The organism is Haemophilus haemolyticus (assembly GCF_003490595.1).
GTDB lineage: Bacteria > Pseudomonadota > Gammaproteobacteria > Enterobacterales > Pasteurellaceae > Haemophilus > Haemophilus haemolyticus_L.
Window position 1 is genome coordinate 82,659 of the sequence record NZ_QQGY01000006.1, and the last position, 26,268, is coordinate 108,926.

The following is a 26,268-nucleotide window of genomic DNA, read 5'->3' on the forward strand; positions in this document are numbered from 1 at the left end:
GATCTATCTTTTAATGGCTATTACCATTTTGATTTTATTTATTGGGTTCTCTCAGTATTTTTCAGGAAAAAGAAAGAAATAATGACCCTTCTATTCATCATAATCACTTTACTCGCTTTAATTTTCGGTGCGATTTTAGGCTTTGCTTCACTTAAACTCAAAGTTGAAGCAGATCCCATTGTGGAAAAAATCGACTCTATTTTGCCACAAAGCCAATGCGGGCAATGTGGTTATCCGGGATGCAAACCATACGCTGAAGCTATTTGCAATGGAGATGAAATCACAAAATGTATTCCTGGTGGTCAACCTACCATCGTGAAAATTGCAGAGATTTTAGGTGTTGATGTGCCAGCAATGGATGGAGTAGAAGAACCTATCGAGAAAGTCGCTTTTATTGATGAAAATATGTGTATTGGCTGCACAAAATGTATCCAAGCCTGTCCTGTTGATGCCATTATTGGTACAAATAAATTCATGCATACGATCATTCCAGATCTCTGTACAGGTTGTGAACTTTGCGTAGCGCCCTGCCCAACAGATTGTATCTCAATGATTCCCGTGAAAAAAAATATCGATAATTGGGATTGGAAGTTTGATGCAAAATTAGTCATTCCAGTAATGAATGTAAATGGCACTGAGAAAAAATTGGTTGTGGGGGAATAAATGGCGGACGTATTATCTCGTTTCAATTCCGGTAAATTATGGGATTTCAAAGGTGGCATTCATCCGCCTGAAATGAAATCACAATCTAATTCACAACCATTACGTCATCACCCTTTAATCACGGATTTTTACATTCCTCTTAAACAACATGCAGGAACAATAGGTAACCTATTAGTAAAGGAAGGTGATTACGTACTGAAAGGTCAATCCTTAACAAAAGGCGATGGCTTGCGTATGTTGCCCGTTCATGCGCCAACTTCAGGCACAATTAAATCAATTAAATCTTATGTCGCTGCACATCCGTCTGGTCTTGATGAACCTACAATTCATTTGCAAGCAGATGGCTTAGATCAATGGCTAGAGCGTAATCCTATTGACGATTTTTTGACACTCTCGCCAGAACAACTCATTAACAAAATCTATCAAGCAGGTATAGCTGGCTTAGGCGGTGCAGTATTTCCGACTGCCGCTAAAATTCAATCAGCAGAGAAAAAAGTTAAACTCTTAATTATCAATGGTGCAGAATGTGAGCCTTATATTACTTGTGATGATCGTCTTATGCGTGAACGCGCCGATGAAATCATCGAAGGCATTCGTATTTTGCGTTATATCCTACGACCTGAGAACGTAGTCATCGCCATTGAAGATAACAAACCTGAAGCAATAGAGGTAATTCGTAAAGCGCTACAAGGAGCAAATGACATTAGCGTTCGCGTGATTCCAACAAAATATCCTTCGGGTGCCGCAAAACAGCTTATTTATTTACTTACAGGAATGGAAGTGCCAAGTGGTGCGCGTTCTTCTAGTATTGGTGTACTGATGCATAATGTTGGTACAGCCTTTGCAATTAAAAGAGCGGTTATAAATGACGAACCTTTAATTGAACGTGTCGTCACCCTTACTGGTGATAAAATTCCTGAAAAAGGTAATTACTGGGTCCGACTTGGTACACCAATTTCTCAAGTACTGGCGCACGCTGGCTATCAGTTTGATGAACGTTATCCAGTATTTGCGGGGGGCCCAATGATGGGATTGGAACTTTCCAATCTTAATGCACCAGTGACAAAAATTGTCAACTGCTTGCTTGCACCAGACTATTTTGAGTATGCAGAACCAGAGCCTGAACAAGCTTGTATTCGCTGTTCTAGCTGTTCTGATGCCTGCCCAGTCAATTTGATGCCACAGCAACTCTACTGGTTTGCGCGTAGTGAAGATCACAAAAAATCGGAAGAATACGCCCTAAAAGATTGTATCGAGTGTGGGATTTGTGCCTACGTATGCCCAAGCCATATTCCGCTGATTCAGTATTTCCGCCAAGAAAAAGCAAAAATTTGGCAAATAAAAGAAAAACAGAAAAAATCAGATGAAGCCAAAATTCGCTTTGAAGCGAAACAAGCGCGAATGGAACGTGAAGAACAAGAGCGTAAAGCACGTTCACAACGTGCAGCAGAAGCACGTCGAGAAGAATTAGCGAAAACCAAAGGTGAAGATCCTGTTAAAGCAGCGCTAGAACGCTTGAAAGCGAAAAAAGCCAATGAAACAGAATCAATACAAGTTAAAACGATTACCTCAGAAAAAGGGGAAGTTTTACCTGATAACGCTGATTTAATGGCACAACGTAAAGCTCGTCGCCTGGCTCGTCAACAAGCGGAATCTCAAGTCGAAAACCAAGAACAACAAACTCAACCAACCGATGCGAAAAAAGCAGCAGTTGCAGCCGCACTTGCTCGAGCAAAAGCGAAAAAACTTGCACAAGCAAATGAAACCGCTGAATCAGTCTCAAATACTCAAACCGTAGAAAGTGCGGTAGAAAAAACAGACGAAAATTCAACCGCACTTGATCCGAAAAAAGCGGCGGTAGCTGCAGCGATTGCCCGTGCAAAAGCAAAAAAACTTGCTCAAGCAAATGAAACCGCTGAATCAGTCTCAAAAAGTCAAGCCGTAGAAAGTGCGGTAGAAAAAACAGAAGAAAATTCAACTGCACTCGATCCGAAAAAAGCGGCGGTAGCTGCAGCGATTGCTCGTGCAAAAGCAAAAAAACTTGCTCAAGTGAATAGAACTACAGAATCAGTTCCAAGCACTCAAGCCGTAGAAAGTGCGGTAGAAAAAACAGACGAAAATTCAACCGCACTTGATCCGAAAAAAGCGGCGGTAGCTGCAGCGATTGCCCGTGCAAAAGCAAAAAAACTTGCTCAAGCAAATGAAACCGCTGAATCAGTCTCAAACGATCAAACCGTAGAAAGTGCGGTAGAAAAAACAGAAGAAAATTCAACCGCACTTGACCCGAAAAAAGCGGCGGTAGCTGCAGCGATTGCCCGTGCAAAAGCAAAAAAACTTGCTCAAGCAAATGAAACCGCTGAATCAGTCTCAAACGATCAAACCGTAGAAAGTGCGGTAGAAAAAACAGACGCAAATTCAACCGCACTTGACCCGAAAAAAGCGGCGGTAGCTGCAGCTATTGCTCGAGCAAAAGCAAAGAAATTGGCAAAAACACAAGCAACATTAGAAAATAATCAGGAATAAAATAATGTTTAAAATGGTTAGCTCTCCTCATACTCATTCGGGGAAACTCACAGCGCGTATTATGCTTTGGGTAATGTTGGCAATGATGCCAGCTTTTTTCACGCAAATTTATTATTTTGGATTTGGCGTGGTGCTTCAATCCGCATTAGCCATTGGTACAGCAATCATTGCGGAATTTATTGCAATAAAACTACGTGGTAAAAAACCGCTCAATTATCTTTCAGATTTCAGCGTATCCCTGACTGCTTTAATTTTGGCAATGGCTATTCCACCTTATGCGCCTTATTGGGTCATCATCATTGGAACACTTTGTGCAGTTTTATTAGGTAAACAGGTTTATGGTGGCTTAGGACAAAATCCATTCAATCCTGCGATGATTGGCTATGTAATTCTTTTAATTTCATTCCCGTTACAAATGACAACTTGGATGCCACCAATTAATTTATTACAGGAACCACCGACTTTTTCAGATACTTTTTCATTAATATTTTCAGGCTTAACCACTGATGGATTTACGCTTTCACAACTTACGGATAACATTGATGGCATCACCCAAGCAACGCCTTTGGATAGCGCAAAAATTTTCTATAAAAGTCACACTCAATTAAATGATTTTTATGAATTGATTAAACTGCCGATTTTTATGGGTAATGGAACCGATTTCGCTCAAGGATGGTGGCAAGTCAACGTGGCTTTCTTAGCGGGCGGAATTTTCCTTATTTTAAAACGTGTCATTCACTGGCAAATTCCAGTGGCGATGCTTGTCACCTTTTTCTGTTTAGCCACCGCGACCGCTTTTACTGGTTTCACGCATTTAAGTGCGATTAGCCAACTTGTGAGTGGAGCAATGATGTTTGGCGCATTTTTTATTGCGACAGATCCTGTCACAGCCTCGATTACACCACGAGGAAAAATTATTTTTGGCGCATTAGTAGGATTATTTGTCTATCTCATTCGCTATCACGGAAACTTTCCAGATGGTGTAGCATTCGCAATTTTATTAAGTAATATTTGCGTTCCACTTATCGATCATTACACACGTCCGCGCGTATCTGGTTATCCAACAAAAGGAAAAAAATAATGGGCACAGTAAAAATCACATCGCGTTACGGGATACTATTAGGCTTTGTCGCCCTACTCTGCACAGCAATTTCTGCGGGTATTTTTTTCCTAACCAAAGATAAAATTGATGCAGTAATGGCAGCACAACAACGAGAATTGCTTTTACAGGTCATTCCACAAGATTATTTCAATAATAATCTGTTAGAAAGTGCGGTTATTCCTCAAAATAAAAATTTGGTGGGCATTCAGAAAATTTATTTTGCTAAAAAAGATGGAAATGTATCTGCCTATGCCTATGAAACCACCGCACCTGATGGCTATTCTGGCGATATTCGCTTGCTTGTGGGATTAGATCCGAAAGGTGAAATTTTAGGTGTACGAGTTATTGAACACCATGAAACACCTGGCTTAGGCGATAAAATTGAACTTCGTATTTCCAACTGGATTTTAAATTTCACTCATCAGTCGATTAATGAGCATAATTTAAGCGAATGGGCAGTAAAAAAAGATGGCGGAAAATTTGATCAATTTTCTGGGGCAACCATTACACCTCGCGCAGTGGTGAATCAAACTAAACGCTCAGCATTAATCATGCTAAATAACCAACCCTTGTTACAACAGCTTTCAACACAAATGAAATAATATGACAGATTTAACTGAAAAAAATACCGCACTTGAAGAAGAACAGATAGAAAGTGCGGTTGAAAATCAACAAAAATCCATGTGGAAAGAAATCTTTGCTCAAGGAATTTGGAAAAATAATCCAGCGGTTGTCCAACTTCTCGGGCTTTGTCCGCTTTTAGCGGTGTCTAGCACAGCCACCAACGCGCTTGGTTTGGGTTTAGCAACAATGCTTGTGCTCACTTGCACAAATACGGTCATTTCGCTTTTCCGTAAATATATTCCGAATGAAATCCGCATTCCAATCTACGTGATGATTATTGCGACAACAGTAACTGTCGTTCAACTTTTAATGAATGCTTATACCTATACGCTTTATCAATCACTTGGGATTTTTATTCCACTTATCGTTACCAACTGTATTGTGATTGGTCGAGCAGAGGCGTTCGCCTCAAAAAACAGCTTACTCCATTCAGTTTGGGATGGTTTCTCAATGGGATTAGGGATGGCGCTTAGCTTGACAGTACTTGGCGCATTGCGTGAAATCATTGGACAAGGTACGGTTTTTGATGGCATCGAAAATCTATTCGGAGAACAAGCGAAATTTTTAACGCTCCATATCTACCATACAGACAGTAGTTTTTTACTTTTCATTTTGCCACCAGGCGCATTTATAGGATTAGGCTTGCTCCTTGCAATAAAAAATCGAATTGATAAATAAGATGAATAAATTAAAAAGAATCGAAATATTAACCCGATTAAGAGATCAAAATCCCCACCCGACCACAGAATTACAGTATAATTCGCCCTTCGAATTATTAATTGCGGTAATTCTATCGGCACAAGCAACCGATAAAGGCGTGAATAAAGCGACAGAAAAACTATTCCCTGTTGCAAACACGCCTCAAGCGATTTTAGATTTAGGATTAGATGGTTTAAAAAGCTATATTAAAACTATCGGGCTTTTTAATAGCAAAGCAGAAAATATTATCAAAACCTGCCGTGATTTAATTGAAAAGCACAACGGTGAAGTGCCCGAAAATCGCGAAGCCTTAGAAGCATTAGCAGGGGTGGGTAGAAAAACAGCCAATGTTGTACTAAATACGGCATTTGGTCATCCAACCATTGCGGTGGATACCCATATTTTCCGTGTATGCAATCGAACTAATTTTGCACCAGGTAAAGATGTTGTAAAAGTGGAAGAAAAACTGCTTAAAGTCGTACCTGATGAATTTAAAGTAGATGTTCACCATTGGTTAATTTTACACGGTCGATACACTTGTATCGCACGTAAACCTCGTTGTGGCTCATGCATTATTGAAGATCTGTGTGAATATAAAGAAAAAATTGAGTTTTAATTTTTGCGATAAAACACCCTAATTATTTACCGCACTTTTATTAAAAATAGGATAAAAAATGACAACAAATAATAAACAGCGACAAACTTGGTCGAGCCGACTCACTTATGTCATGACTGTCGCAGGCGCAACTGTCGGTTTCGGCGCTACTTGGCGCTTCCCTTACCTTGTGGGAGAAAATGGTGGCGGCGCCTACGTTCTACTTTTCTGTATCGCAATGATCGTAATCGGTATTCCGATGATTCTCGTTGAAAACGTGATCGGCCGTCGTTTACGTGTAAACTCCATTGATGCCTTTGGCGATAAAATTCTAGATAAAGGAAAAGGCATTTCCAAATATTGGAAAATCCTTGGCTATATGGGATTACTCGGTTCATTCGGTATCATGGCATATTATATGGTGCTTGGTGGCTGGGTTATTTCTTATATCATTAGCCTAATCAGCGGTACCTTAGATATCTCCGCACCCATTACTAAAGATGTCGCCAAAGATTTCTACGAGCTACATATTGGCAATAGCCCTTATGAAATTATTCTATACACCTTCTTATTTGTTGTGGTGAATTACATTATTTTAGCGAAAGGTATCATTGGCGGGATTGAGCGATCAGTAAAATATTTAATGCCATTGCTATTCATCTTCCTCATTGGAATGGTTATTCGCAACGTAACATTACCTGGCGCAATGGAAGGAATTACATTCTATTTAAAACCTGATTTCAGCAAAATTACGCCACAATTATTTATCTTCGTTTTAGGTCAAGTATTCTTCGCATTGAGTCTTGGTTTTGGCGTATTAATTACCCTTTCAAGCTACTTAAATAAAGAAGAAAACTTAATACAAACTGCAGTTATTACAGGTTTCACCAACACAATTATTGCTGTACTTGCTGGCTTTATGATCTTCCCATCACTTTTCACTTTTGGAATTGAACCAAACGCAGGGCCAACATTAGTATTCCAAAGTTTACCTATCGTATTTTCTCACTTATGGGCAGGTAAATTCTTTGCGATTATCTTCTTCGGCTTATTATTAATTGCCGCACTAACGACTTCTATCACAATTTATGAAGTAATCATCACGGCATTACAAGAAAAGCTCAGAATGCGCCGTGGCAAAGCGATTGTCTTAACCCTTGGTGGGATTTTTATCTTGGGTAATATTCCAGCAATTTTAGGGGATAATGTATGGAAAGATGTTACCATTTTCGGCAAAAGCATTTTTGATTTCTATGATTATGCAAGTGGAAATATTCTCTTTATGCTGACCGCACTTGGTTGTGCTATTTTCGTTGGTTTCGTGTTAAAAGATGAGGCGAAAAAAGAACTTTCTCCAACACCTGACTCAACATTCACTAAAATCTGGTTTAACTATGTGAAATTCGTTGTGCCAGTGATTATTTTAGTCATTTTTATCAGCAACCTATTCTAAAAAAGAAAAAACCGAGTTTTTGCTCGGTTTTCTTTTTTAAAGGAAATATCTATAAAAATATTTGTGCCTTTAAGCCAATTCGCTGCCCTTCTTTTATAACGTTTTCTAACCGTACTTTGAATCCGTGTAATTCCGCAATTCGCATAACAATAGAAAGCCCTAAACCACTTCCCTTTTCATTTTGCCCAGCAGGACGATAAAAACGCTGTCCAAGCTTTTTCAAATCTTCAGGTTCAACGCCACCACCATTATCTTCAACAATAATCTGAGAAGATGCTATTTTCACTAAAACGGTTGTTTCTTCTGGGCAATATTTAATGGCATTATCTAGTAAATTTCTAAGCATCAATGAAACTAAAATTGGTTGCCCTTGTTTCTGCTTTGGTTCAGATTCTTTCTCAAAAGCCAAGGTAATTTTACGCTTTTCAGCCACAAAATAACGCTCAGCAATCAGCGACTGAATGATGCCTTCCCAATCAATAGGCTGTAATTCTTCCAATTCTTGTAAATTATCTAGTTTTGAAAGCGTTAAAAGTTGCTCAATTAACTGCGATGCACGATCAATGCCTTGCGTTAAATGTAAAAGTGCTTGTTCTCGTAACTCTATATCATCGACTGCGAGTTGAGCGACTTCAGTTTGAATACGCAATGCCGCCAATGGGCTACGCAATTCATGGGCGGCATCAGAGGTAAAACGACGTTCGCGTTGTAGCATAGCCGAAGTGCGGTCAAAAAATTGATTTAAATTTTTTACTAAAGGTAAAATTTCAACGGGTAGCCCCTCAGTATTTAGCAATGATACATCACCAGATTTTCTCGTTTGTATTTCTTGACTTAAACGTTTAATCGGTCCCAACTCTTTATAAATCAACCATCCTAAAACAATAATCAAAATAGGCAAACTCGCAAACCAAATCCACATTTGTCCAAAGATCATTTCTTCAATTAAATCTTCACGATAATCTAACTCTTGCCCTACTGCGATAATCAATTTCCCATTCGCTGCCGTACGCCAGAAAATTCTCCACTTATCGTCATCATCATAAGTATGAGAATTATGAAAACCCGTTTTATTATTAAAAATAAAATCTTTTCCATTTCGTCCATCACTGAATAAAAGTTTCCCAGTTTCAGAAAAAATAGCAAAGGCTAAGGCATCATCGTCATAACTTTTTTTTAATGCCGACTGTGAATTTTTATTTAGCGTTGTACTAGATTCCAACAAAATAGTACTTAAATCTGAATTTGCGAGCCGTTCAGCAAAGAGAACTTGTTGTGCATCAAAAACTTTATTCACATCGTGGCGCACTTGCCACCAAGCAACAAGCGTAGAACCCACCCAAACAAAAAGTGCGGTTAAACAAAGCACAGAAATAAGACGCAACGTAAGGCTTCTATTTTTCATTTTTCAATTTGTCCTAAAGCATACCCAACACCGTGCACTGTTCGAATAAATTGCTTACCTAATTTCTGACGCAAATTATAAATATGCACGTCTAACGCTCCGCTGCTAATTTCTTCATCCCAACTTGATAATTTTTCTTCAATAGATGAGCGAGACAGTACGCGATCTTTATTTAGCATAAATAATTCAAGTAATTTGTATTCACGGCTTGTTAAAGAAATAGGTTGATTATTTAGCCAAACAGAACGTTGATTTGGATCGAGTTTAACGCCTGCGTGCTCAATCACCGAATGATGATGACCATAACGACGACGAATAAGTGCTTGCAAGCGAGCCGCAACTTCAGCCAAAGCAAAAGGCTTGCAAAGATAATCATCTGCACCGCTTTGCAATCCTTTGACACGTTCATCTAAAGTATCACGGGCAGTCAAAATCAATACTGGTACATCTTGATGCTTGGAACGCCATTGTTGTAATACCTCTAATCCATCAAGTTTAGGCAAGGTTAAATCCAATACCACCGCATCATAAGGCGCAGACGCTAAGGCATCCATTCCTGTTTTACCATCTGTAAACCAATCCACCATAAAACCAAGTTTAGTTAAACCGATTTGTAGCCCATTACCGATTAAATTATCGTCTTCTATCAATAAAATTCTCATAAAAATTGACCGGACTTTATAAACAAAAACAGCGAGCTAATGCTCGCCATTTTCAAAAATGATTATTCTACTTTTTCGATACGTAATACATCAAGCTCCGCTTTCTCAAATACCTCATTATCCAATTTTCCATAAATTTTCACTTTATCCTTTGAATCTACGTTTAAACCATTCCAAACGCGTTTTTTGATTTCAATCTTGATTTGCCCAGTCCCATCAGTAAACCAAAACTCATCGTCATCAATTTGTTGTGTGATATTACCCACTAAAGTGATCATTGAATTATCTGCAGCAGATAAAGCTTGTTTTACACTAATTGCTGAAGGGGTTGCTTGTTGAAAACCGCCTTGAGTATTTCCGCCGTTAAAACCTGCAAATGCAGAAGTGGTTGCTAATGCGAAGATTGTTGCTAATGCAAATTTTTTCATAATGTTTCCTTTTTAAGTCAGTTAATTTCAAGCACCATTGCTTGGATGTGTGTATTAAAACAAATAAATCTTAAGAAAAGATTAAGAAACATAAAAAAACCTAAATGTTTTTAATTTAGGTTTTTCATAAATTAAAGTTTATTCAACTGCTCAATAGACGGTGCATAATAATAAGCGCCCGTTACAGCCTTAGTGAAACCTAAAATGCGGTCAGTTTTTCCGTCTTTTTCACCAAACATATTAAGCAACTGTTGTTCAATGTTATAAAGCGTTGCACAGTAAGCAATAAAGAATAATCCATGTGTACCGCTCGCCGTACCATAAGGTAAGCTTTGACGTAAGATTTTTAATCCCTTGCCATTCTCTTTTAAATCTGTACGACCAACATGAGAAGTATCTGCCTTATCTTCCATTTCTACACTATCCGTTTTGGTGCGTCCGAACACATTTTCTTGTTTTGCCGTATTCAATTTTTCCCATTTAGCGAGATTATGTTCATAACGTTGAGTAAACACATAACTTCCATCTTTATCATTGCCATTTGAAATTAAGGCAACTTCTGCTCGTTGAACATCTTTAGGATTTTCAGTTCCATCAATAAAACCTGTGAGATCTCGTTCCTCCACCCAACGGAAACCATGAATTTCTTGCTGAACGTCAATCGCTTGAGCAAAAGCATTCACTGCAGCTTGTGCAACAGAAAAATTAACGTCAGGGCGTAACGATTGAATATGCACTAAAAGATCAGTTTGTGTACTAGGCGCAGTTAAATCACCTTTTCCTAAAGTGACAAAAGGTTTAAGTTCTGGTGCATCTTGCCCACCAAGGGTTTTCCAAGCTTTATCGCCAAAAGCAACTACCGCCCCCAAACGTGCCTCGGGATAAGTCTGTTGAAGCTGTTCTAAGCGAGTAAGGAATTGGCGAGCCGCCGCTGGGATCTGAGAATAATCTAAGATATTTGCTTCTAAAAATATACCTGCTTTGCAACCATCAAGCAAAATACCAGTTTGTGCTGTCATAAAAATCTCCTAAAAAGGCAATTGGAAAACACTTGCATTATACAACAGCCATTAAAAAATCTTAAATATTCAAATAAAACTTGATCTAAGTAGCAAAAATTCAAATTTATAGTTGAGATTTTTTATCATTAGATATATCTTTCAAATACGAATAGATTTCATTTATAAGGTTATTAGTTCTATGCCGTACCTTTTACGTTATATCAGCATATCTTTACTATTTTTATTTTCTCAAGCAGTCTTTGCCGATAACTATCAAAAATGGGTTGATGACATCACTCAACGCTTGAATCATACCGAACAACTTCTTAAAGAAAACAAAATTGATGATGCCAAAACCGAAGTACAAATGGCCTATTTTGAAGTGTTTGAAAATTTAGAAGGCCCCATTCGCATTAATTTTTCAGCGCAAAAAAGCTATCAAATGGAAGCTACTTTTGGTGAAATTCGCAAAATGATTGGCGAAGGTAAACCAATGAATGAGGTTCAAGCCAAAATCAACGGTTTAAAAAATGAATTACAGCAAGTTTTACCTTCTCTTGTTGAAGGGCATCAACTCAATGCTGATAGTCAGCACGGCGTTTATGATAATCAAGCCATCAAACCTTATTGGCAACAAAGTTTCAAAACCATTGATGATTTCATCGCACAAGCCATTAGCGCTTATGAAAGCGGCGATTTTGCCAATGCTAAAAAAGCATTCCAACAAGCTCAATATGACGGATACAAAAATTCTGAAATGGAAATGTCGGTTAGAACTAACCGCTCTTCTGAAATTTCAGCAGCGATCAATCAACAATTCTATAATTTGATTCGTTTGAGCGAACAACCTGATCAAATGACAGAAATTGCTTACCAAAGCACACAACTCTTACAAGATATTGAAGAGCAGCTTCCTAATTTACCTACCACCCGCGATGAACAAAACGCTCAAGCGACACAATCACAAGCGCAAACTTCAGATAAGGTTACAGATCAAGATTGGGCGAAAATTACAACTGAAATCAACCAACGGATTCAACAAGCTATTGCCCTTTATGAACAAGGCGATGCGAAAAAAGCCATGCTTGCGGTGCAAGACACTTACTTCGATATATTTGAAAATTCTGGTATGGAAAACAAAGTAGGCTCGCGCGATAGCAATTTTAAAGCAGAATTAGAAGGTTATTTCACTCGTTTAGTCAGCCTGATGAAAGCGGGAAATGGCGACAAATTACAGGAACAAGCTGCAGGTTTAAGCCAAAACTTAGCGAAAGCCGTTCAAATATTGCAAGGTGGCGAACAAAGTGATTGGTCTATGTTCTTATATAGCTTGCTTATTATTTTACGTGAAGGCTTAGAAGCGTTGTTAATCGTTGCCGCTATTGTGGCTTATATGGTGAAAAACAATCATCACGATAAATTGCCTGTTATTCGCCAATCCGTTTATATTGCGTTAGGGGCAAGCGTAGTTACCGCATTCATCTTCCAACTTATTTTTGAAAACTCAGGGCAAAACCGTGAATTGCTTGAAGGTTTCACAATGATTATTGCGGTCTTTATGCTGTTTAGCATGAGTTACTGGCTGCTTTCTAAAGTCGAAGCAAAAAACTGGAAACGCTACCTCGAAGGCAAACTTTCAACGGCATTAACGGCAGGCTCTCTATTCGGCTTATGGCTTACCAGTTTCCTTGCTGTATATCGTGAAGGCGCAGAAACCGTATTGTTCTATTATGCCCTAGTTGGTGATGCAAAAAGTGCGGTCAGTTTAGCCTATCTTTTTGCTGGCTTTATTTGCGGGGTAATTTTACTGACGATTTGTTACTTTGTGATGCGTTACACAGTAGTGAAATTACCACTTAAGCCATTCTTTATGTTTACCGGTTCATTTATGTATTTAATGGCATTTGTATTCGCTGGAAAATCTGTACTTGAACTGATTGAAGGTAAACTGTTTGAACCGACATTAATTAACGGTGTACCAGAAATCTCGTGGTTAGGTGTTTATCCTTATGTGGAAACCCTTGTGCCACAAGCAATCTTAATCCTTGCTGCTATTTTTGCTTTGTTTGTTATGAAATATCAAAGCAAAAGAGCGGTTTCAAATTAACTCAAAACTCATCTCAGGAGAGAAACTATGAAAAAAGCACTTCTTAGCGCAAGTTTATTAGCAGGAATGTTTGCAGCAACTTCTGCTTACGCATTCCAAGAATATCCAATCGGTGAAGCGGTTACCATGAATGACATGGAAATTGCAGCGGTTTACTTAAAACCAGTGGATATGGAACCTCGCGGCATGGGCTTACCAGCAGCAAAATCTGATATTCACTTAGAAGCAGATATTCACGCAGTGAAAGGTAACAAGAACGGTTTTGGTGAAGGTGAATGGATGCCTTATTTAACCATCAACTATACCTTAGTCAATACCGATACTGGTGCTAAACAAGAAGGTACCTTCATGCCAATGGTTGCTGGCGATGGCCCACACTATGGCGCAAACATCAAAATGATGGGCGTGGGTAACTACAAATTAACTTATCATATCGATCCGCCACCAAAAGCAGGTATGCACCGCCACACTGATGAAGAAACTGGCGTGGGTCGTTGGTGGAAACCATTTGATGTAAATTATGAATTTAAATTTACTGGTTTAAAATAATAGTGCTGTAGGGTGGGCTTATGCCCACCAATTAACAATCAGACATGAAAAAACGGTGGGCTAAATCCCACCCTACCATTTAAAAATCCTCTTTCTATGACTTATTTTTTCATTTTTGTTTTGCAATCTCTTTTGCCAATTTCGCTTTTACTCGGTGCATCTTGGGCAATCAAAAAAGGCAACATTTCGCCTAAAACGCTTATTTGGCTAAGCCTTATTGGCTTGGCTTTGGGTGTCATCCTACGACTAAACATTCCTAATGGACAAACCAGCAATCTTATTCTAACCATCGGCTTTTTAATTATCTTCTTACTTTTTGCAATCAGCCAATGGAGTAAATCATCAACCCTTGCCGCATTCTGGCAATTTGCATTAATGCTTATCGCAGGGGCAACTTGGGCAAAAGATCCAAACATCACCGCACTCACCAACACAGATGTTATTAACACTGACTTTATTTTAAATATAAGTGCGGTCATTTTTGGCGTAATCTTTAGTTTAGCCTCAAGTGCATGGCTCTATTTCTTACTTAAACAGCAACAAAAAACACAAGGAAAATCTACCGCACTTTTTGCACTCAGTTTTTTACTTTTTATCGCTTTAATTCTTCCGCTTGTAGCAGAACTATTGCTTACCTTGATGAAATTACAACTCATTGAACTCACTAAAGTGCGGTTAAGTTTTGTTGCAAAATCAGGGGAAATCACCGCTTGGCTCAATATCATTTGTGTTGTGTTAATGCTCGTTGTTTTGTGTATTTTTACCATTCAAACACATTCAAAACGTTTAAGAGAAGCAAAAGCCGAAAAGGATCTTATTGAAAAACGAAAAAAATTAGCCTTCGTACAAACGTCAAAACGCACAATTTTCTGGGGCATATTGGGTATTTTTTTTGTAGCTGCAAGCCAACTTTATTGGGAAAAAATTGCTTCTCAACCACCACAACTTTCTGAAGCGGTTCCTGTACAACTTAATGACAAAAATGAAGTGCATTTAGCACTAGAGCCACTTAAGGACGGTAAACTTCACCGTTTTGTTTGGATTGCTGATGATGGCAAAGCCGTACGCTTTTTCATTATCAATCGCCAACCGAATAAAATCAGTATGTCGGCAGTATTCGATGCTTGCCTACTCTGCGGCGATCAAGGTTATGTCATGCAAGGCAATCAAGTAGTCTGTGTTGGTTGTGGCGTGCATCTCTTTATTCCATCTATCGGTAAACCAGGCGGTTGTAACCCTGTACCTATTGAAAATTGGCAACAAACTGAAAATGAAATCGTGATTTCTCGTAAAAGCCTTGAAGATGGCTTAAATCTATTCAGTACGATTATGGAAATTGAAGTACAAGATCCGATTAGTGGCGCCAAACTCAAAAACACTAAAACTGAATATAAATATAGCCACGAAGGGCATACTTATTTCTTTGAGAACGAAAAAAATCTCGATTTATTCCGCGATAATCCCGATAACTATCTCGGCATTAACAAAAACGAAAATCCAAAAGGGGAATAACAATGCTTGCTAGAATGTTATTTCAATCTTGGCGATTTGGTATCAAACGTAAATTACTCGCCATTATCACTATTTTCTTAGCAGCAGGCTTAGTCTCTGCGCTGCTTGCAGTTTCCATTGATATTGGTGACAAAATGGCGAAAGAGCTGAAATCTTACGGTGCCAATATTTTGGTGGAGCCAGCCAGCAATGCGGCATTGCCTGATGAACTTAGTCATAGTGCTTCATTATCTAGCCAAGATTTTTTAGATGAAAAAGAACTTCCCAACATCAAAGATATTTTCTGGCGAAATAATATCGTGGGTTTTGCCCCGTTGCTTTCAGCAAATGTGCAAGTGACAAAATCTTCACAAAATTCCACCGCACTTTTATCACCTAAAACGATTAATGTGCTTGGTACCTTCTTTGATCATAATATCGCCGTACCTGATGAAGAGGATTACCACACAGGGCAACGAATCATTAGTCCTTATTGGAAAGTAGAAGGTGAATGGGTTGATGATTTAAACAATGACTTTGGCGAAATAGTTCCTGCACTTGCTGGCGAACAACTTGCCAAAAGTAATGGTTGGAAAATTGGCGATAAACTTAGCTTAAGCTACACAAACGATAACGGCGAAAACCAACAAAGTGCGGTAGAAATTAAAGGCATTTTAAGCACCGGTGGAACAGAAGATAATCAGCTTGTGATGCCCCTAAGTGCAGTACAAAATTTGCTGGGTTTAGAAGGCAAAGTACAATCCGTTCGTGTATCTGCCCTCACCGTGCCAGAAAACGATCTTTCCCGTAAAGCGCGCGCCAATACTGATGCCCTAGATGCGGAAGCCTACGACCGTTGGTATTGCACTGCTTATGTTTCATCAATTTCCCATCAATTAGAAGAAGCGATTTCTGGCGCAATGGTTCGCCCAATTTGGCAAGTTGCCGCTTCTGAAGGTGTAGTCATTGGCAAAATCCAACTCTTACTGGCGGTGGTTACCTTCGCCGCATTAATCGCTGCAGCAATGGGTATCGCTTCCTTAATGAGCGCAGGCATTATCGAACGATCAAAAGAAATAGGCTTAATGAAAGCCCTGGGCGCTTATCAATGGCAAATTACCTTACTGTTCTACTGCGAAGCAGTGCTAAGTGCATTAGCAGGCGGAATATTTGGCTGTTTAGCCGGATGGGGATTAGCCAAATTTATCGGTGCCACATTATTCGGTGCACCTCTTGATTTCGCTTGGATCGTCGTGCCTTGTGTTCTCGTGCTCTCCATTCTTATTGCTATGATTGGCACTTGGTTCCCAGCACATAAAATCGCTAAACTTTATCCTGTCGAGGTGCTTTATGGCAGAGCATAAAAGCGCAAACACTCAAAGCATGTTCTGGCGATTAATTTTCCGCGCATTGCGATTACGCCTCCAACGAGTGTTCATTATTTTCACCGCACTTACAGTGGGAGCAAGTATCGTCACTGCAATGGCAGCGGTTTACTTCGACATCAATACCAAAATGAGCCAAGAACTGCGTACTTTCGGCGCAAATTTCTACATTGGTGCAGCTGATGGCGGAATGATGAATCAAGCCGAATTGGATGAAATTTTGCAAAAAGCACCGGATGGTTTTATCACCGCAGCCAGCCCTTACCTTTATGGCGTTGCACGCAGTGATTTAGAAAAAATTGTTCTGATGGGCGTAAATTTTGATGCTATGCGAATCCTCGCCCCTTACTGGCAAATTACGGGATCAGCAATCAACGTAAACTTTGACGATCGCAATGCGATGATCGGGAAAACCCTCGCTGAACGATTACATGTGAAAGTGGGAGACAGCCTACAACTGTCTAAAAATGCCGTAGAAAAACACAGTTTCAACATTAAAGGAATTGTAGAAGCTGGTGATGCGACTGATAATATGCTCATTGTAAATGTTGAATTTGCACAAAATTGGTTGGATAAAGAAGGTGTAGCAAACAATGCATTACTCAATGTGCAAAATGAGCAAGGTACCAATACAGTGGATCAATTTGCCGAAAAAATCATGCAACAATATCCTGATTTAACCGCTCGCCCGATCCGTAAAGTTTCCGCCTCAGAAGGTCAAATTTTAGAAAAAATTAAAGGCTTAATGGGCTTAATTTCCCTTGTAATTTTGGTGCTTGCAACCTTATGTGTGAATACTACCTTAATTGCCATTGTCGGCGAACGATCCAAAGAATTTGCCTTACAGAAAGCACTAGGCGCAAGAAAATTAGACATCATTAGCCAAATCAGCACTGAAATTTTAATTATCGCGTTTTGTGCGATTATTATCGGGCTTGGATTGGGTTATTTATTAGCTCAAGTATTGGGAATAACTGTATTCAAATCTTATATTGATATGCGACTCCCTGTATTGCCAATTACGATTGTACTTTCGTTATTAGTGGCATTTGTAGCTGTTATTATTCCAACACGTCGAGCATTGAGTATTAATGTGGCGAATGTGTTGAAGGGTGAGTAAAACTGAAACGCTTATAAATTATGTTCTTCGTTTTTACTTCTGCCAAATCTCCCCTACCCCTCTTTGCTAAAGAGGGGAGGATTGAGGAAATTTTGAGTTCTGAGATTTAACTTCGCTATTTGAGAATAATAAAAGTAAATGAGCCTATTGCAATTTATTTAAATCACAAAACCAATCCATCTTTAGCAAAGAGAGAGATTGAGAAAATTTAAGTTCTGAGCCTTAACTTTGCTAGTTGAGAATAATAAAAGTAAATGAGCCTGTTGCAATTTATTTAAACCACAAAACCAATCCCCTCTTTAGCAAAGAGGGGTAGGGGAGATTTGGCAGTCTTAATTCACGAAGAAATTAGATAATAAAAGAGAAAAACCATGACCAACTTTGTAATAGAAACCCAACATTTATATAAACGCTTCGGGCAAGTGACCGCGCTGGAAGACATTAATATTCAAATCAAACAAGGGGAATTTGTTGCCATTATGGGGGCATCAGGCTCTGGTAAAACCACGCTGATGAATATTTTAACGGGCTTAGATACCGCTAGCGAAGGTAAAGTCATTTTAGATGGCGTTGATGCTGCCCAATTAGATGAAGTCGGTCGCCAACGTTTCCGCGCTGAAAAAATCGGCTTAGTGTTTCAACAATTCCATTTAATCCCTTATTTGACCGCACTTGAAAACGTGATGCTGGCACAACATTATCACAGTGTGATTGATGAAGCATCCGCCAAAGCGGTATTGGAACAAGTAGGCTTAGGTCATCGCATTGATCACCGCCCAAGCCAACTTTCAGGCGGTGAGCAACAGCGTGTTTGCATTGCACGTGCGTTAGTGAATCAACCGCCCGTTATCTTTGCCGATGAACCAACGGGAAATTTAGATGAGCAAAACGAATCGTTGGTTTTAGATTTGCTCACAAAACTTAATCAACAAGGGCGCACCATTGTAATGGTGACGCATAATCCAGAATTAGGTGAACTCACCGATCGTGTTATTTATTTACATCACGGAAAATTTGTAAAGGAAGAAAATCATGCGAACAAATAAACTATTGAAATTATTTGCCATAAGTGCGGTTATTTTTGGCGCGGTTTCTTGTAAAGATGAAGTTGCCTCAGTGGGGCAAAAAGCTCCTGATATTGCTGCCTATGATCTTCAAGGCAATCCTGCAAACCTTGAGAATTGGAAAGGCACACGCTTACTTATTTTTTGGTCAGAAACTTGCGGACGTTGCATCGCAGAGTTAAAAGAATTTGAAAAACTCGCAGAAGAGAATCCTGGAAAAGTTTCACTTATTGCGATTAATGTGGATAGCGATAAAATGGACACCAAAGCCGTAGTGGCTAAACGTGAACTTCATTTGCCTGTAATTAAAGATCAAATGAAAATTACCGCTGAACGTTATCAACTTATTGGCACGCCAACTTCATTTGTCATTAGCCCTGAAGGAAACATTCAAGCTAAATATGAAGGCAAAATTCCCGAAGACGATTTAACTAAATTATTTAAAGGATAATCCATGAAACGAATTTACAAAGCTACTCTACTCTCTTTAAGTTTACTCACCGCCAGCCAATTTGTATTGGCTGATGTGAATATGGAACAAGCTGAAAATTTTTATAAACGAACCTGTGCCACTTGCCACGGGAAATCCGCTGACAAGTCAGCATTGGGGCAATCCAGAATTATCAATACGCTAAATTCAGAGGAAATTTACACCGCACTTTCCGATCGTAAAAGTGGAAAAATACAAGGTGCAGGCAACATGATAAAAAGCAGATTGAGTGAAGAAGAGATAAAAATGCTGTCTGAGTTTGTGCCGACATTGAAAAAATAAGTAAACAAAATGCGGTCAATTTTGATCTGCACCCCAAAAGTTGAACTCAACAATCAACTGATCAAGGTGCAGATTTTTTATGACTAAATACCCTCTTAAAACAACAGGTGATCAATTTTTATCTTCAACACAGTAAAAACCATTTTCTCATCCGAGTGCATTTTAATCATAGTAGAATCACGGGTTATCAATACTAGGCAAGAAACAAACGTATTATCCCGAATTTAAATGTGAGAAAGATAAGCTGTATTTATCGCAAATTAAAAACTTGTTTAATATACCTATGATTGATCAAGAAGACCGAGTTTTGAGCAAATTACCCAAATGATGGCATAAGTGATAACAAGGTTTAATGGGGCAACGCCTATTTTACATACTGACCAAGAGTGGCAATATTAAATGGTAGGATATCAAGAAATCCTGTTGAAATACTGCATTCGGCAAGGCATATCAAGAAAGGGACATTGTTTAGATGTGAGACGATGGAAAGTTTCTTTAGGCGGTGAAAAACGAAGTGCTACGAGGAAAAACAGCTTGATACTTTTGAGAAACTCGAAAAATAATTCATGGGTACATTCATTATTACAATCATGAACATACTAAGTATAAACTATAAGAACCAAGCAGCCCTGTGGATTATAGGGTTCGCTCCTTGATTTAGATCTCTAACTTTTTGGAGTCAGAGCAATTTAGTTATCCCTTTCTGTCACAATTTCTATATATCAATTTACTAAACTTAATTGATTTATTTTTTCTTTTGCAAAATCAAAATTCTTCTTAATACGTTTTTTAGTTTCAATATCTGTAATTGATGAGTTAGTTAACAACTCTAAACAAAGATCATAAGAAAGTTGATAATTTTCAACCCAGTAAGCAGCCACAGCCAATTCATCTTTTGCTTTCCAAACATAAATATCATAATTAATAAAAAGTCGATCATCACTTTGAGGTATACTTGCTGCTACCGATGCATAAATATAAGCTAACTTAATTTTATCCTTAAATCTCAAATGTCGAGCTAAAAAATATAAACTTTCTGCACGTTTAGGTCTATATTCATAGGCACTTAAGAAAGCTTGTGTTACCTCTTCTAAGGAGTACTCTAATTTAATTTTTAGTAAAGCAATTTGCAACAAAGAATAATAAACCTCCTCTTCCCATCCACCAAGTTTTACTCGTTCTTCATAAGTTTCTAATGCTTTCTCATATTCGTCTAAATCTCGCCAGCTTTGTGCCAAATAAAAAGTACATCGTTGAATTAAGTGATTTTTTCTTTTCAATACTCCTTCTTCAATCAGTTGTTGCTTATTCATATCTAAAGAATTGTCAATACTATTTAGACGATTTATCTCATCAGTTAAAAGCTTTATATCTCGTGTAAATTTATCACTTTTGGAACCACCATCTGTATAATCAAAAAATTCAATACCGGTTAAGGATACGGGGGTATTAAATCCATCAATTGAATCACAATATTCATGTGTAGCTCCAAAATAACGGAATCGGTCATTACCTTTCAATCGAGCATTTATTAATCGAATATTTTGATACCTTAACGTATTATTTTTTTGAATCACCAAATAAGAAGAGTCACCACTTAATTTATCTTTCCAATTAGAATCAATAACCTCTAGAACCATATCTGCATCACATAATAAAACGTAGTCCGCCTTATTCTCAGCCAACTCTAGTGCCTCTGTTCGATTATGTGAAAAATTTACCCAAGGGCGCTCGATTAATTCTCCTGGAACATTATGTTTCATCATAAAATTCTTGATAATCATTTGTGTATTATCTGTAGATCCTGTATCCACTATCACCCAATAATCAATCTGATTAACTAATGAGTTCAAACAACGTTCAATAATTGCAGACTCATTTTTTACTATCATATTTAAACAAATTGTTTTTTTATTTGATTTCAACATACTTACCTATATTCCCTTTCATAAAATATATGAAATTAAAAGCTAATTATAAATTATCCCTAATCCGTTCAGCAAACATACCGATGCTCAACGCAAAATAATTAGATTTATTCCAATCTAAAATAGTACGGAAATTATTTGAAACTAAAAATGCTCTGCCCGCTTCACGATCAGGGCGAACTAACCAAAGCTGAGCATTTTCAAGTATACTTAATTTTGCTTGCTCCTGTGGATTTGTGCTTTTTAAAATTAACCCCATAGCTTGCCAATCTTTCAAAGAGCGAGCTTTATTGCTTTCTGTGCCAGAATAACTCAAATCAATAGGTTGCGTAAGCATCACCTCTACGCCCCAAGGCAAAGTATTATCCCAGCCTACTGTATGCAAATAATTGGCGATAGAAGCGAAAGTATCAAATTGGTTTTTCCAAATATCTTTTACGCCATCATTATTTCCATCAGCCGCATAACGTAAGAAAGTGCTTGGCATAAACTGAGTTTGTCCCATCGCGCCCGCCCATGAACCTAACATACGTTCACGTCGAATATGATCTTTTTCAAGCATTTTCATGGCTGAGATAAATTCTTTCGTAAATAATTTTTCTCTACGACCTTCAAAAGCCAAGGTTGCCACTGCAGAAAGTACATCATATTTGCCTTGATAATGCCCGAAACTACTTTCCATTCCCCATAGAGCAAGCAAATACTCCTGCTGAACACCATATTTTTGGCTTGCTTTTTGCAATGGCGCTTGCACTTCCCAATAACGATCTGTCGCAACATTCACTTTATTTTGAGTTAGTACTCTATTGAGATAATTGCTAGTGCCATTAGGATTAGCCACTGGAGGGGAGTTAGTATCTCTTTTACGAATTTTACCAGCTTGTTCACGATCTAAATCTACTGCCTTTTGCATATAGAGAATATTATTTTGAGCATTTAATACCGATAATGACACGCCTTCAGCGGCGGCTTTACCTTTTAAAAATTGAACATAATCATTAAAATTTTCTGGCGTTCTTTGCTTAGTATAACTGGTGCTATTAACCACTGGCTTAATATCAGACGAACTAGAACAGCCAACTAAAAAAAGTGCGGTCGATAATACAGAAATTTTAAATAAAATATTTAATTTCATTGTATTTCCTATTTACGTAAAAAAGTTTGATAAAGGTTTTTCAATAACGAGGTTGGCAATAAACGAGAACCAAAACGCAATGCAAAAGTAAATAATCCAGATAACAAACCCTGTATTCCCAAACGATATTTTAATTTGAACAAACGCCATTCCGCTTTGGCTTGATTGACCCCACGGCGACGACTCACCATACCATTTCCAACTCGTGCATAAACTAAAATATCTGGCAAATTCGCCACATATAAACCTTGTGCAACAAGTTTGATCCACAAATAATAATCTTCTTGAAGATCTTCATATCCACCACAATTAATGACCGCACTTTTTTGATATGCCACCGTCATATGATTAAACGGACAACGTTTTTGCGTGAATTTGATAATTTCTTGAGCCGATGTTGGCACATTGCGATATGCCACAATATCATTCACATTTTCACCAAATTCAGCAATTTGTCCGCCAAAGATAATTGTTTCAGGGTGCTGTTCAATAAACGCCACTTGTTTTTCAAAACGCTCAGGCACGCAAATATCATCGGTATCCATACGGAAAACCCAGTCATAATCACAATGCAATAAACCCTCATTTAAGGCTTTGCCTAATCCTCGATTTTGTGGCAATTTAACTAATTTTAATGGCAGTTTTGTTTCAAATTCCGTCACAACAGATTCTAATTCTGGCGTTACTCCGCCATCAAAAACCAATACAATTTCATCTGCTTGACGAGTTTGTGCAACAAGACTTTCAAAACACTCCCGCAAGAATTGAGAATTTTCCTTAATATATAAGGACATTAGGACTGAAAATTTCATTTTATTTTCCTACATAAACCGTTTTAAATTAATCGCTAATTTTGGCGAAATTAAAATAACCAACGTAATAATGAATTGCTTAATGCTTTTTGTTTTCTTAAAAATATCAAAATAATATTTTGCCGCTTTACGCGATAAACTCATGATATGGGGATAAGCCAAAATATAGCTCGCGTTAATATCAAAATTACGAGCTTGCTCTACCGTTTTCACATAATGCTCGCGAATATAATCAATGGCTTTCTGCGTATTAGTGGTATCCGTAGACACACTTGAACGTTTGGTATGGAAAGTACAATAAGTTAGAGGTTCATTAATTTTATAAGGGGTAAAACTTGGCTCTTGTAGCAGTTTTAACAAGAAATCATAGTCTTCCAAAGAACGAAGTGCGGTCGATAATCCGCCTATTTTTAAAAACATCTCTTTTTTAATCGTAACCATTGGCATTCCACCAATCTTATTGGCTAACAAAATACGTTCTGTCGAGATTTCTTGAGGTTCAATCGGTTGAGTCACATAAGTAAACCCTTCATTGACCATTTCACACTTAGCTGGATGATAAATAAAATTAATATTCGGATTTTGCTCAATCACTTGTAATACTTTTTCACATTTTTCCGGCATAAAACGATCATCATCATCGAGAAAAAGCAACCAATCTCCCTTTGATGCACGCGCGCCAATATTACGACTTTCTGCTGCACCTTGATTCGTTTCATTACGAATCACTGTAACTGGGAAAGAATAACTTTTCTCAACGACTACTCTCTCTTTTGAGCAATCATCCACAATAATTACTTCAAAATGAGTCGATGTTTGTTGAGTTAAACTTTCTAATAAAGCTGGCACTTCTGCTTTTCGATTATAAGAAGGCACAATAATGCTTAACATAACTCCTTCCTTTAATTAGCCAAATTTTTCTTAATCGCAAAGATTTTTTTCAATGGATATTTCATTAATTTTTTAAACAAGTTATTGGATAAAGATCCACGAACACTTTCTAAATTACTTATCAATACAGGATTTTCAATGACCATGAGAGGGCGAACCACTTTATTTCTTATATTAAAATCCTGTTCAAAGAGTAAAAAATCATCCGCTAACCAAAACGGTTTATTTTGAGAAATTTGCTGAATAAATCTTCTTGCAGCTGATTTTTTTATAAGGTACCCCACCGTGCCAGCAAAATAACTTTTATAAGGAAAAGCGTAATTTACATTGCCTATTTTTTTGCATAGAAAAGAAAAAGTTGTCGGATAATTAATTTCTAAATCGGCATCATTGAAATCATTAATTTTTGACTGCCCAACCAATATAATTTCAGACTCAAGTTTTTCTGATAAAAGTGCGGTTAAATTTTGCTGAAAATCTGAGTGGAATAAAGCATCATCTTCACAGACTAACGCATAGCTATCTTCAGCGATATCGTTGTCTTCAACAATTTTTTGGTATACAGAAAGATGACTTAATGTACAGCCGATTTCGCCCTTAGTGACATTACGGCCATAATGTGCTTTAAATTGTTCAATATTAAAAATAGTAGCTAATTCATCCCAATCTTTTTGCATGGTATTAATAGCAGAAAAAACGTGGAAATCCACAGTGTTTTTTTGAGAAAAGAATAATTCCCGACGCTGAATATCTTTATCTAAAGAGATCAAATATTTTTTTAACATAAAATTATTCCTTATAAAATCGCTTTCCATTCTTCAATAATTTTCTCAATGCCATAATCTTCACTCATTAAACGAGATTTGTCTGACATTTGCTGATAAAGTTCAGGATTATTCATTAATAAATCTAAACCATTAACCATTTCTTCAATATTATTTTGTTCACAAAGAAAACCATTTTCTTTATGTTCCACTAATTGCTTTACGCCAGGAGAACAATTAAAGGCAACAATAGGCAAGCCAAATGCCATCGCCTCAATAACGACTAAAGGCAAGCCTTCTGTTTGCGAGGGTAAACAATAAATTGAACTACTTTCATAATAAAAAGCGACATCATTGGTACGAGGAATAAAATTAACTGAATCTTCAATATCCAATGCTTTAGCAAGATTTTTTAAATTCTCTTCTTCCTCACCCGATCCCACTATTTTTAAATTCCAATCTAGGTGTTTTTTTGCTAAAACGTGCCAGGCTTTTAATAAATAATCAAAACCTTTATAAGAAAATAAATGCCCTACAGATAAAATGGTTTTATTTTCCCATTTTGCTAATTTATTCTTTGGCAAAAGCGTATTTGGATTAGCAATACTGATTATATTATTCGTTTTAAATTTTTCTTGCCACAGCGTTTTTTCTGACTCGGTTAATGTAACAACTTTATCACATCTTGTTGAAGCTAAATATTTACCGAGTGTGCGAACTAGACGATTACCAGTAAAGTTAAAAGAATAATGCTCCCATAAAATATGCTTTACATGTAAATTGACCAACGCCAAAGCTGAAAAGAGCATAATCGCACCATCAACCACAATTAAGGTATCTAGCTGCAATTCTTTAACCCATTCTCTTAATTTTTTTGTGATAGAAAAATAATCTTTTTTCAATGAATAGGGCAATTTATTCATTGAGTAAATATTAATTTGTTCATCGACTTGGAAAAAAGGCTTGTTACCACCAATACTAATAAAAGAAACATCATATCCCTGTTTAGCAAGAGCATTCGCAACATTAATGGAAACGCGCTCCGTTCCACCCGCACTTTCGATATTCATAATAAAGAAACCAATTTTTTTCATC

At 37.7% G+C, this 26,268-nt stretch carries 25 protein-coding genes; 15 read left to right on the forward strand and 10 right to left on the reverse strand.

What is annotated here, in order from left to right:
- Positions 1-81: 81 nt before the first annotated feature.
- Genes rsxB through DV415_RS05890 form a run of 7 tightly spaced genes read left to right on the forward strand, consistent with a single transcriptional unit; the run spans position 82 to position 7,659 of the window.
- Positions 82-663: an electron transport complex subunit RsxB gene (gene rsxB, locus DV415_RS05860; RefSeq protein ID WP_046952932.1), complete on the forward strand. Its 582-nt coding sequence runs from the start codon at positions 82-84 to the stop codon at positions 661-663.
- Complete coding sequence (gene rsxC, locus DV415_RS05865; RefSeq protein ID WP_118791539.1) at positions 664-3,186, forward strand: electron transport complex subunit RsxC; 2,523 nt, start codon at positions 664-666, stop codon at positions 3,184-3,186.
- Between the two features lie 4 nt (positions 3,187-3,190).
- Complete coding sequence (gene rsxD, locus DV415_RS05870; RefSeq protein WP_118790445.1) at positions 3,191-4,267, forward strand: electron transport complex subunit RsxD; 1,077 nt, start codon at positions 3,191-3,193, stop codon at positions 4,265-4,267.
- The gene (gene rsxG / locus DV415_RS05875) at positions 4,267-4,890 is read left to right on the forward strand and encodes an electron transport complex subunit RsxG (protein WP_118790444.1); all 624 of its coding nucleotides are present in this window, start codon (positions 4,267-4,269) and stop codon (positions 4,888-4,890) included. Before rsxD ends, rsxG begins: the two co-directional genes overlap by 1 nt.
- Before the next feature lies 1 nt (position 4,891).
- The gene (locus DV415_RS05880; RefSeq protein WP_118790443.1) at positions 4,892-5,590 is read left to right on the forward strand and encodes an electron transport complex subunit E; all 699 of its coding nucleotides are present in this window, start codon (positions 4,892-4,894) and stop codon (positions 5,588-5,590) included.
- Between the two features lies 1 nt (position 5,591).
- Positions 5,592-6,227: an endonuclease III gene (nth, locus tag DV415_RS05885; RefSeq protein WP_005626177.1), complete on the forward strand. Its 636-nt coding sequence runs from the start codon at positions 5,592-5,594 to the stop codon at positions 6,225-6,227.
- A gap of 58 nt (positions 6,228-6,285) precedes the next feature.
- Positions 6,286-7,659, forward strand: a complete 1,374-nt coding sequence (locus DV415_RS05890) for a sodium-dependent transporter (protein WP_118790442.1) — start codon at positions 6,286-6,288, stop codon at positions 7,657-7,659.
- A 49-nt stretch (positions 7,660-7,708) separates the two neighbouring features.
- On the opposite strand, the gene qseC is transcribed toward DV415_RS05890, so the two are convergent.
- The 4 genes from qseC to DV415_RS05910 all read right to left on the reverse strand — a co-directional run bounded on the left by qseC (position 7,709) and on the right by DV415_RS05910 (position 11,173).
- Positions 7,709-9,064 carry a quorum sensing histidine kinase QseC gene (gene qseC, locus DV415_RS05895; protein ID WP_118790441.1) on the reverse strand — a complete coding sequence of 452 codons (1,356 nt, stop codon included), beginning with the start codon at positions 9,062-9,064 and terminating at the stop codon, positions 7,709-7,711.
- Positions 9,061-9,726, reverse strand: a complete 666-nt coding sequence (locus tag DV415_RS05900) for a response regulator (RefSeq protein WP_118791538.1) — start codon at positions 9,724-9,726, stop codon at positions 9,061-9,063. Before DV415_RS05900 ends, qseC begins: the two co-directional genes overlap by 4 nt.
- A gap of 62 nt (positions 9,727-9,788) precedes the next feature.
- Positions 9,789-10,154, reverse strand: a complete 366-nt coding sequence (locus DV415_RS05905; protein WP_118790439.1) for a YgiW/YdeI family stress tolerance OB fold protein — start codon at positions 10,152-10,154, stop codon at positions 9,789-9,791.
- Between the two features lie 131 nt (positions 10,155-10,285).
- Positions 10,286-11,173, reverse strand: a complete 888-nt coding sequence (locus DV415_RS05910) for a Dyp-type peroxidase (RefSeq protein ID WP_118790438.1) — start codon at positions 11,171-11,173, stop codon at positions 10,286-10,288.
- Positions 11,174-11,354: 181 nt separating this feature from the next.
- Between DV415_RS05910 and DV415_RS05915 the strand changes: the two genes are divergently transcribed.
- The 8 genes from DV415_RS05915 to DV415_RS05950 all read left to right on the forward strand — a co-directional run bounded on the left by DV415_RS05915 (position 11,355) and on the right by DV415_RS05950 (position 19,643).
- Entirely contained in the window at positions 11,355-13,262 is a 1,908-nt protein-coding gene (locus DV415_RS05915; protein ID WP_192879098.1) for an FTR1 family iron permease, read from the forward strand.
- Positions 13,263-13,289: 27 nt separating this feature from the next.
- Positions 13,290-13,811, forward strand: coding sequence for an iron transporter (locus DV415_RS05920; protein WP_005626197.1), 522 nt, complete (start codon positions 13,290-13,292; stop codon positions 13,809-13,811).
- Positions 13,812-13,907: 96 nt separating this feature from the next.
- A complete protein-coding gene (locus DV415_RS05925; RefSeq protein ID WP_118790437.1) occupies positions 13,908-15,323 on the forward strand; it encodes a Fe-S-containing protein in 1,416 nt (471 codons plus the stop codon).
- A gap of 2 nt (positions 15,324-15,325) precedes the next feature.
- Complete coding sequence (locus tag DV415_RS05930) at positions 15,326-16,666, forward strand: ABC transporter permease (RefSeq protein WP_118790436.1); 1,341 nt, start codon at positions 15,326-15,328, stop codon at positions 16,664-16,666.
- The gene (locus tag DV415_RS05935; RefSeq protein WP_118790435.1) at positions 16,653-17,807 is read left to right on the forward strand and encodes an ABC transporter permease; all 1,155 of its coding nucleotides are present in this window, start codon (positions 16,653-16,655) and stop codon (positions 17,805-17,807) included. Before DV415_RS05930 ends, DV415_RS05935 begins: the two co-directional genes overlap by 14 nt.
- Before the next feature lie 371 nt (positions 17,808-18,178).
- A complete protein-coding gene (locus DV415_RS05940) occupies positions 18,179-18,853 on the forward strand; it encodes an ABC transporter ATP-binding protein (protein ID WP_005636775.1) in 675 nt (224 codons plus the stop codon).
- Complete coding sequence (locus DV415_RS05945; RefSeq protein WP_118790434.1) at positions 18,840-19,322, forward strand: TlpA family protein disulfide reductase; 483 nt, start codon at positions 18,840-18,842, stop codon at positions 19,320-19,322. The genes DV415_RS05940 and DV415_RS05945 overlap by 14 nt, the downstream gene beginning before the upstream one ends.
- 3 nt (positions 19,323-19,325) lie before the next feature.
- Positions 19,326-19,643, forward strand: coding sequence for a c-type cytochrome (locus DV415_RS05950; protein WP_118790433.1), 318 nt, complete (start codon positions 19,326-19,328; stop codon positions 19,641-19,643).
- Between the two features lie 722 nt (positions 19,644-20,365).
- Here the strand turns inward: DV415_RS05950 and DV415_RS05955 are convergent.
- Genes DV415_RS05955 through lsgC form a run of 6 tightly spaced genes read right to left on the reverse strand, consistent with a single transcriptional unit; the run spans position 20,366 to position 26,267 of the window.
- Positions 20,366-21,571 (reverse strand): glycosyltransferase, encoded by a 1,206-nt coding sequence (locus DV415_RS05955; protein ID WP_118790432.1) that lies wholly within the window; start codon positions 21,569-21,571, stop codon positions 20,366-20,368.
- 46 nt (positions 21,572-21,617) lie between these two features.
- A complete protein-coding gene (locus DV415_RS05960; RefSeq protein ID WP_118790431.1) occupies positions 21,618-22,706 on the reverse strand; it encodes a lytic murein transglycosylase in 1,089 nt (362 codons plus the stop codon).
- An 8-nt stretch (positions 22,707-22,714) separates the two neighbouring features.
- Positions 22,715-23,518, reverse strand: coding sequence for a lipooligosaccharide biosynthesis galactosyltransferase LsgF (gene lsgF, locus DV415_RS05965; RefSeq protein WP_192879099.1), 804 nt, complete (start codon positions 23,516-23,518; stop codon positions 22,715-22,717).
- Between the two features lie 9 nt (positions 23,519-23,527).
- On the reverse strand, positions 23,528-24,409 hold the full coding sequence (gene lsgE, locus DV415_RS05970) for a lipooligosaccharide biosynthesis N-acetyl-glucosamine transferase LsgE (protein ID WP_118790430.1): 882 nt from the start codon (positions 24,407-24,409) through the stop codon (positions 23,528-23,530).
- Positions 24,410-24,420: 11 nt separating this feature from the next.
- Positions 24,421-25,194, reverse strand: coding sequence for a lipooligosaccharide biosynthesis galactosyltransferase LsgD (gene lsgD / locus DV415_RS05975; RefSeq protein WP_118790429.1), 774 nt, complete (start codon positions 25,192-25,194; stop codon positions 24,421-24,423).
- Positions 25,195-25,205: 11 nt separating this feature from the next.
- Positions 25,206-26,267 carry a lipooligosaccharide biosynthesis family 4 glycosyltransferase LsgC gene (gene lsgC / locus DV415_RS05980; protein ID WP_118790428.1) on the reverse strand — a complete coding sequence of 354 codons (1,062 nt, stop codon included), beginning with the start codon at positions 26,265-26,267 and terminating at the stop codon, positions 25,206-25,208.
- Between the last annotated feature and the right edge of the window lies 1 nt (position 26,268).